This window comes from Mycobacterium yunnanensis, assembly GCF_025823185.1.
In the GTDB taxonomy this organism is placed as follows: Bacteria; Actinomycetota; Actinomycetes; order Mycobacteriales; family Mycobacteriaceae; genus Mycobacterium; species Mycobacterium yunnanensis.
This window is the reverse complement of sequence record NZ_JACKVK010000022.1, coordinates 295,394-303,560: the sequence shown is the minus strand read 5'-3', so window position 1 is coordinate 303,560 and position 8,167 is coordinate 295,394. Positions and strand designations below refer to the sequence as shown.

Genomic DNA, 8,167 nt, shown 5'->3' with positions numbered 1-8,167 from the left:
CCTCAACGCCTCCAGAAACACCCCGCGCGCCGCCGCGGGAACCGTTTTGCTGCCGTGCTTGCGAAACCCCATCGAACAACACCCCTCAACCAATCAGGTGTTGCAGCGACCACTTGAGTCCGCCACGACATTCGCGATCTGTGCGCACACTGGATGCACGGGCGGGGCGGCGATCAGCGCGCGGCGAGCTTGGATCGCAACCGCGCGTTGACCGGCTCCGGCAGCAACGCCGAGACGTCGCCACCGAGCATTGCGACCTCCTTGGCCAACGACGACGACACGAAGGAGTACCGCGGATTGGTCGCCACGAAGAACGTGTCGACGCCCGCGACGTGCTTGTTCATCTGCGCCATCTGAAGCTCGTACTCGAAGTCGGCACCCGATCGCAGACCCTTGACGATGGCCGAGAACCCACGCGATGTCGCGAAGTCCACCACCAGTCCGGTGCCGCTCTCCACCCGCACGTTCGGCAGGTGCGCCGTCGACTCCTCGATGAGCTCGATGCGTTCGGAGGCGGTGAACATGCCGGACTTGTTGGGATTGACCAGCACGGCGACGACGATCTCGTCGAACTGCGCGGCCGCACGTTCGAATACGTCGACGTGACCGAGGGTGACGGGATCGAACGAGCCCGGGCATATGGCGCCACTCATGCCCGACGACGCTACGCGATCTCGCCAAACTCCAGCCGGGTGTCCCCGTAGCGGCGGTCCCGGTCGGCCGTCCATCCCGCGGGCCACGCCACCGGCGGCGCCGACGCAGGCCGCTCGAGGACCGCGACGGCGCCCTGGGCCACCCAGCCGCCGTCGACCAGGGCCGTCAGCACCGCGGCCACGTCGGCCGACGACACCTCGTACGGCGGGTCGGCGAACACCAGGTCCGCCGGTCGGTCGGCACCCACCGCCAACACCGAGTCGACGGTGCCGCACCGCACCGTCGCCCCCGTCGCGCCAAGCGCGGTCACGTTCTGGGTGATGACGGCGGCCGCGCGCCGGTCGGCCTCGACGAAGAGCGCGGTCGCGGCTCCCCGCGAAAGTGCTTCCAGGCCAAGGGCACCCGAGCCCGCGAAGAGGTCCAGCACCGCGCTGCCCGCAAAGTCCAGTCGCGCGGTGAGAACGTTGAACAACGACTCGCGGACCCGGTCGGTGGTCGGACGGGTGCCGCGCCCGGCGCGACCCTGCGGCACCACGAGCCGCCGGCCGCCGAACCGGCCACCGATGATCCGGGTCAGGAAATCACCGCCAAGAGGTCGCCACCCTCGACCTGCGCGGTGGTCGAAACCGCCACGCGTTGCACGGTGCCCGCCTTGGGCGCGGTGATCGCCGCCTCCATCTTCATGGCCTCGATCGTCGCGATGGTCTCCCCCGCCTCGACCGTGGCGCCGGGCTCGACGTCGACTGTCACGACGCCCGCGAACGGCGCGGCGACGTGGTCGGCGTTGGTCCGGTCGGCCTTCTCCGCGGCGGGCACGGTGTCGGCGACGCTCTCGTCGCGCACCACGACCGGCCGCAACTGCCCGTTCAGGATGCACATCACCGTGCGCATTCCCCGCTCGTCGGGTTCGGAGATGGCCTCCAGACCGATGATCAGGTCGACGCCCCGCTCGATCTGAACGCGGTGCTCGTCGCCGTGACGCAGACCGTAGAAGAACTGGTTCGCCGACAACCGCGACGTGTCGCCGTAGACCTCCCGGTGTGCCTCGAATTCCCGTGTCGGCCCGGGGAACAGCAGCCGGTTGAGCGTCCGTTGGCGGACCGGTCCCGACTGCCCCAACAGGGCTTCGTCGTCCGCGCCGAGATCGGGGATCGGCTTGGCGGGCGGACGTCCTGCCAGCGCCTCGGTGCGCAACGGTTCCGGCCAACCGCCGGGCGGGTCGCCCAGGTCACCGCGCAGGAATCCGATGACCGAGTCCGGGATGTCGAAACGACTTGGGTCGGAAGCGAATTCGTCGGCCGTGACACCGGCGCCGACCAAGGCGAGCGCCAGATCGCCGACCACCTTGGACGACGGCGTCACCTTCACCAGGTGACCAAGCACCCGGTCGGCACCGGCGTAGGCGTCCTCGACGTCTTCGAACCGATTGTCCAGACCCAGCGCGATGGCCTGCTGACGCAGGTTGGACAGCTGACCGCCGGGAATTTCGTGGCGGTACACCCGGCCCGTCGGGGCGGGAGGACCAGACGCTGCAACATCGAAGGGCGCGTACACCTTTCGCAGCGCCTCCCAATACGGTTCCAGATCGCACACGTTGGCCAGCGAGAGCCCGGTGTCATACGGGGTGTGCATGGCCGCGGCGACGATCGAGGACAGCGACGGTTGACTGGTGGTGCCCGCCATCGGCGCCGCCGCCCCGTCGACCGCGCTGGCGCCCGCCTGCCACGCCGCGGTGTAGGTCGCCAGTTGCCCGCCGGGAGTGTCGTGGGTGTGAACGTGCACCGGCAGGTCGAACCGGCTGCGCAACGCCGAGACCAGAGTCGTCGCCGCGGGCGCCCGCAGCAACCCGGCCATGTCCTTGATCGCCAAGACGTGGGCACCGGCCTCGACGATCTGCTCGGCGAGGCGCAGGTAGTAGTCCAGCGTGTAGAGCGTCTCACCGGGATCGGACAGGTCGCCGGTGTAGCACAGCGCCACCTCGGCCACGGCCCTGCCGGTCTCGCGGACCGCGTCGATCGCCGGCCGCATCGAGTCGACGTCGTTGAGCGCGTCGAAGATTCGGTAGATGTCGATTCCGGTGGCCGTGGCCTCCTCGACGAAGGCCGTGGTCACCACGTCCGGATACGGGGTGTAGCCGACGGTGTTGCGGCCCCGCAGCAGCATCTGCAGGCAGATGTTGGGCACCACCTCGCGCAGCGCCGCCAGCCGCTCCCAGGGGTCCTCCTTGAGGAACCGCAGGGCGACGTCGTAGGTGGCGCCGCCCCAGCACTCCAGCGACAGCAATTCCGGGGTCATCCTGGCGACGTACGGCGCGACGGCCAGCAGGCCGGACGTGCGCACCCGGGTCGCGAGCAGCGACTGATGGGCGTCGCGGAAGGTGGTGTCGGTGACCCCGACGGCCGGGGAATCGCGCAGCCATGCCGCGAAGCCCTCTGGGCCCAGTTCGACGAGGCGCTGGCGGCTGCCGGGCGGCGGGGTGGATTCGGTGTCGCGGATCTCGATGCCGGGCAGCTTGTCCTGCGGGTAGACCCGGTCGCGGGTGCCATAGGGCGAGTTGACCGTCACTTCGGCGAGATAGTTGATGATCTTGGAGCCCCGGTCGGCCGAGGCGTTCCCGGTCAGCAACTGGGGTCGCTCGTCGATGAACGACGTCGTGACGCGGCCGGCGCGGAAGTCGGGATCGTCGACCACCGACAGCAGGAACGGAATGTTCGTCGACACCCCGCGGATGCGGAACTCGGCAAGCGCCCGCCGGGCCCTGGCCACCGCCGTCGTGAAGTCCCGGCCCCGGCAGGTCAGCTTCACCAGCATCGAGTCGAAGTGCGCGCCGATCTCGGCGCCAAGGGTGGTGCCGCCGTCCAGGCGGATGCCCGCGCCACCCGGGGACCGATATCCGGTGATGCGCCCGGTGTCGGGCCGGAAGCCGTTGGCGGGATCCTCGGTGGTGATGCGGCACTGCATGGCGAAGCCCCGGGGGGCAGGCAGCGTGTCCTGGCTCAGACCGAGATCGGCCAGGGTCTCCCCCGCCGCGATGCGCAGCTGGCTGGCGACGAGGTCGACGTCGGTGATCTCCTCGGTGACGGTGTGCTCGACCTGGATGCGGGGGTTCATCTCGATGAAGACGTGGTTGCCGCGCTCGTCGAGCAGGAATTCCACCGTCCCGGCGCACGAGTACCCGATCTGGCGGGCGAAGGCCACCGCGTCCCCGCAGATCGTCGCCCGCACCTCCTCGGACAGGTTGGGAGCCGGCGCGAGCTCGACGACCTTCTGGTGACGGCGCTGCACGCTGCAGTCGCGCTCGTAGAGGTGCATCACGTTGCCCTTGGCGTCGGCAAGGATCTGCACCTCGATGTGGCGCGGGTTGAGCACCGCCTGCTCGAGGTAGACGTTGCCGTCGCCGAACGCCGACTCCGCCTCCCTGCTCGCGGCCTCGATCGACTCGGCGAGGGCGTCGGGATCGCCGACGCGGCGCATGCCGCGGCCCCCGCCGCCGGACACCGCCTTGACGAATAGCGGGAACTCCGTCCCGTCCGCCGCGGCGACCAGCTCCTCGACCGACGTCGACGGCTCCGAGGACGCCAGGACGGGCAGTCCGGCGTCGCGGGCCGCGGCGATCGCGCGGGCCTTGTTGCCGGTCAGCTCCAGGACGTGGGCGCCGGGACCGACGAAGGTGATGCCGGCCTCTGCGCACGCGGCGGCCAGGCCGGGATTCTCGGAGAGGAACCCGTAACCCGGGTACACCGCGTCGGCACCGGCGTGGCGGGCGACCCGGATGATCTCGTCGATCGACAGGTAGGACCGGACGGGGTGACCCGGCTCCCCGATCTGATAGGACTCGTCGGCCTTCAACCGGTGCGCCGAGTTGCGATCCTCGTAGGCATAGACCGCCACGGTGGCGATGTCCATCTCGTAGGCGGCACGGAACGCCCGGATGGCTATCTCACCGCGGTTGGCGACCAGGAGTTTGGAGATCACGCGGGCTACCCTAACGCGGTCCTCACCCAGACCGGTCTAGATCAACGTCGACCAGTAGTTCCAGAAGCGGACCAGGATCAGCAGGATCAGTCCGGTGAACCACAGCGCCACCAGCGACCAGCGCCACTGGTAGACGATCCGGCCGAAACCGTTGCCCGCCAACGGGCGCAGGGCGATCGAGGAGACGACGACCAGCAGCGGGATCGTCGTCGACCACACCACCATGCAGTACGGGCACAGTGCGCCGATGACGTACAGGCTCTGGTAGATCAGCCAGTGCACGAAGACCGTGCCGATCAGCGTCCCGATCGCCAGACCAGTCCAAAACCATTGCGGCAAGGCCACCTTCGCCACGGCGAGCACACCGGCGACGACGACGACGGAGAACGCCACGATGCCGAGCAACGAGTTGGGGAATCCGAATTCCGACGCCTGCGGGGTCACCATCACCGAACCGCACGACAACACCGGGTTGATGCTGCACGACGGCACGTAGGCGGGGTCGATCAGCAATTCGATCTTCTCGATCGTCAGCGTCAGCGCGGCGGTCAGGCCGACCGCTCCGGCGATGAGCACCCACACCGCGCTCGGCATGCCGATTGGCCGGGGGTACCGGCGTTCGTCGGGCTCGGCCGACGGGGTCGGCTCGGTGGCGGTCGAGGTCATCTCGTGGTGGTGGGGGTCGAACCGACCGGCGGTGCCGCGGCCGGGGTCTGGACGGGCGCGGTGGCCGTCGGGGTGCCGCCCGGCTGGACCGGCGCCGGTGCGGCGGGGGCAGAGCTTGCGCCGGGGATGTCGCCGACGATCCCCTTGATCTTGGCCACCAGCGCGTCGGGGGTGGAGAACTGGTAGTCCTCGCCGTTGATGCGCACGGTCGGCGTGCCGGTGACCTTGGTCGCGGCCGCGAGGCCCTTCACCATGTCGAGGTAGCGGCCGTTGTTGATGCAGTCGGGCACCTTGCCGACCACGCCGGCCTGCCGCGCGGTCTCGATCAGCTGCGCGTTGGTCGGGAAGGACGTGCCCGTCTCACTGGGCTGCTGGGCGTACATCGCCGCGTGGAAGCGACGGAACGCCTGCTTGTCGGGGGTGGTGTCCTCGTCGGCCACGCAGTAGGCGGCCGCGCCGGCGCGTGACGAGTAGTTCTGATTGGCGGGGCGGTCGAGGATGGCGACCATGTAGAAGTCGGTGGCTATCGCGCCGCTGTCGATCAGCTGGCTGATCGTGGGGCCGAAGGTCTTCTCGAAGTTCCCGCACACCGGGCAGAGAAAGTCCTCGTAGAGCGACACCACGGCCTTGGGCTCGGTGGTGCCCGGCTTGGTGACCACGTTGCTCGTCGCCACGCGAATCGACTTCGCCTCGCCACCGGCCGGTTTCGTGCTGCCGGAGCTGACGATGTAGGCCACCAGCGCCACCGCGAAGATGACCACCACCGCGGTGAGTCCGACCTGAATCATGACGTTGCGCCGGCGGTCGGCAGCCTTCAGGTCGTAGCTGGCAGTCTTCTTGGGTTTCGTGGCCACGGCACTAGGGTACCGGCGGCCCGAGGCGGGTTTCTTAGGCCCGGCTCAGGTGTGCCCGAACGGCCGAGACCACCTCGGCGGTGGCGGTCGCGCTGGCGCCGCCGAGCGGGAAGAAGTTGGCGAAGGCGTGCACCACGGGGCCGAACTGCCGATGGTCGACGGTGACGCCCGCGGCGGCCAGCGCCTCGGCGTACTGGTTGCCCTCGTCGCGCAACGGGTCGAAGCCGCCGGTGAGGACCATCGCCGGAGGCAGGCCGGAGAGGTCGTCGGCCAGCAGCGGTGACACCCGCGGGTCGGCGACGTCGAGTGCCGACCCGGCCAGGTAGTTGTCCCGGAACCAGTCCATGTCCTTCTTGGTGAGGAAGAAGCCGTCGGCGAAGAGGGTCTTCGATCTCGTGTCGCTGGCGAAGTCGACGGCCGGGTAGAGCAACAGTTGTAGTGCGGGAAGGGCGATCGCGTCGTTGCGCGCCAGCTGGGAGACCACCGCAGCGAGGTTGCCCCCGGCACTGTCGCCGCCGACGGCCACCCGTGCCGGGTCGGCGCCGAGGTCGGCGGCGTGCGCCAGTGCCCAGCGATAGGCCGCGTAGCAGTCCTCGACCGCGGCGGGCGCGGGGTGTTCGGGCGCCAGCCGGTAGTCGACGGCCATGACGTGCACACCGGCGTCGCGGCACAGCAACCGGCAGAGCGCGTCGTGGGTCTCGAGGTCTCCGACGACGAAGCCGCCGCCGTGGAAGAACACCATCAGCGGAGCCGGCTGTGCCGCCACCCCCGCGTCGACCGGGCTGTAATGCCGCACCGGGAGCGGGCCCGCCGGACCGGGAATGGTCGAGTCCCGCACGCCGACCGAGATACCGGCGTCGATCATCGCCGACAGCGTGCGCAGCTGAGATCTGGCGACGGCGACGTCACTGCTGGCGACCAGCCCGTTGACGCCCGCCGACCGTTGCGCGGCCAGCATGAACTGCAGCGTGGTGTCCAGGGTGTTGCCGTCGACCATCACCGTGCGGCGGCCCAGCAGCAACCGCTTGACGGCGTCGGGCAGGTGCGGCAGCAGCCGCAGCATCACGCGGCTGGCGGTGTTGGTCATCACGAGCCGGGCGCGCCCCGGCAGCGCGGCCTCCGCGTGGGGCACGGGTCGGACTGGCAGACTCGCCGTCATGGCATCTCCTTCGAACTCGTCGGCTTCCACGGTCGTGCTGAACGACGGTCATTCGATACCCACCGTCGGCCTGGGCGTGTGGCAGACCCCGGCCGGCGAGACCGAGCGTGCCGTTCGCGCCGCCTTGGACGCAGGCTATCGGCACGTCGACACCGCTGCGGCATACGGCAACGAAGAGGAGGTCGGGCTGGCGCTCGCCGGCGCGGCCGAGACGGGCGTGGCCAGGGACGACGTCTACGTGGTCACCAAGCTGTGGAACGCCGACCAGGGCTATGACTCCACGTTGCGGGCGTTCGACCTCAGCATGACGAAGTTGGGACTCGACTACCTCGACCTGTATCTCGTGCACTGGCCGCTGCCCGAGGTGAACCGCTTCGTCGACACCTTCCGGGCCTTCGCTCATCTACGCGATCAGGGCCGCATTCGCTCGATTGGCGTCAGCAACTTCGAACCCGAACACTTGACCACCCTGGTCGACGCGACCGGAATAGTGCCCGCGGTCAACCAGATCGAGCTGCATCCCCTTCTGCCCCAACCGGAGTTGCGGGAGGTACACGCGAAGATGGGCATCGCCACGGAGGCGTGGAGCCCACTGGGGCAAGGGTCGCTGCTCGAGAACGCGACCGTGGTCGACATTGCCGAGGCACACGGCAAGACACCAGCGCAGGTGCTGATTAGGTGGCACGTCCAGCTCGGTAATATCGTCATCCCGAAATCGGTCAACCCCGACAGGATTGCGAGCAACTTCGACGTGTTCGACTTCGCACTCAGCGACTCGGACATGGCGTCGATCGCAACGCTCGACGACGGAACTCGACTTGGTCCGGATCCACGGACCTTCAACTTCACAGGGTAGGTG

7 protein-coding genes are annotated in these 8,167 nt (G+C 69.1%); 1 reads left to right on the top strand and 6 read right to left on the bottom strand.

All coding sequences use genetic code 11. The features are described from left to right. Positions 1-173: 173 nt before the first annotated feature. The 6 genes from coaD to H7K45_RS31110 are packed head-to-tail and all read right to left on the bottom strand — an operon-like array spanning position 174 to position 7,308. Complete coding sequence (gene coaD, locus H7K45_RS31135; protein WP_264000066.1) at positions 174-653, bottom strand: pantetheine-phosphate adenylyltransferase; 480 nt, start codon at positions 651-653, stop codon at positions 174-176. 11 nt (positions 654-664) lie between these two features. Further along, positions 665-1,231 carry a 16S rRNA (guanine(966)-N(2))-methyltransferase RsmD gene (gene rsmD / locus H7K45_RS31130; protein ID WP_264000089.1) on the bottom strand — a complete coding sequence of 189 codons (567 nt, stop codon included), beginning with the start codon at positions 1,229-1,231 and terminating at the stop codon, positions 665-667. Continuing rightward, the gene (locus H7K45_RS31125) at positions 1,228-4,629 is read right to left on the bottom strand and encodes a pyruvate carboxylase (RefSeq protein ID WP_264000065.1); all 3,402 of its coding nucleotides are present in this window, start codon (positions 4,627-4,629) and stop codon (positions 1,228-1,230) included. The genes rsmD and H7K45_RS31125 overlap by 4 nt, the downstream gene beginning before the upstream one ends. Before the next feature lie 36 nt (positions 4,630-4,665). Then, positions 4,666-5,295, bottom strand: coding sequence for a vitamin K epoxide reductase family protein (locus H7K45_RS31120; protein WP_372512704.1), 630 nt, complete (start codon positions 5,293-5,295; stop codon positions 4,666-4,668). Then, positions 5,292-6,149, bottom strand: coding sequence for a DsbA family protein (locus H7K45_RS31115; protein WP_264000064.1), 858 nt, complete (start codon positions 6,147-6,149; stop codon positions 5,292-5,294). The genes H7K45_RS31120 and H7K45_RS31115 overlap by 4 nt, the downstream gene beginning before the upstream one ends. A gap of 34 nt (positions 6,150-6,183) precedes the next feature. Further along, a complete protein-coding gene (locus H7K45_RS31110; RefSeq protein WP_264000063.1) occupies positions 6,184-7,308 on the bottom strand; it encodes an alpha/beta hydrolase in 1,125 nt (374 codons plus the stop codon). Here H7K45_RS31110 and H7K45_RS31105 point away from each other — a divergent pair. Continuing rightward, positions 7,307-8,164: an aldo/keto reductase gene (locus tag H7K45_RS31105; RefSeq protein WP_264000062.1), complete on the top strand. Its 858-nt coding sequence runs from the start codon at positions 7,307-7,309 to the stop codon at positions 8,162-8,164. The genes H7K45_RS31110 and H7K45_RS31105 overlap by 2 nt on opposite strands. The last annotated feature ends 3 nt before the right edge of the window (positions 8,165-8,167 follow it).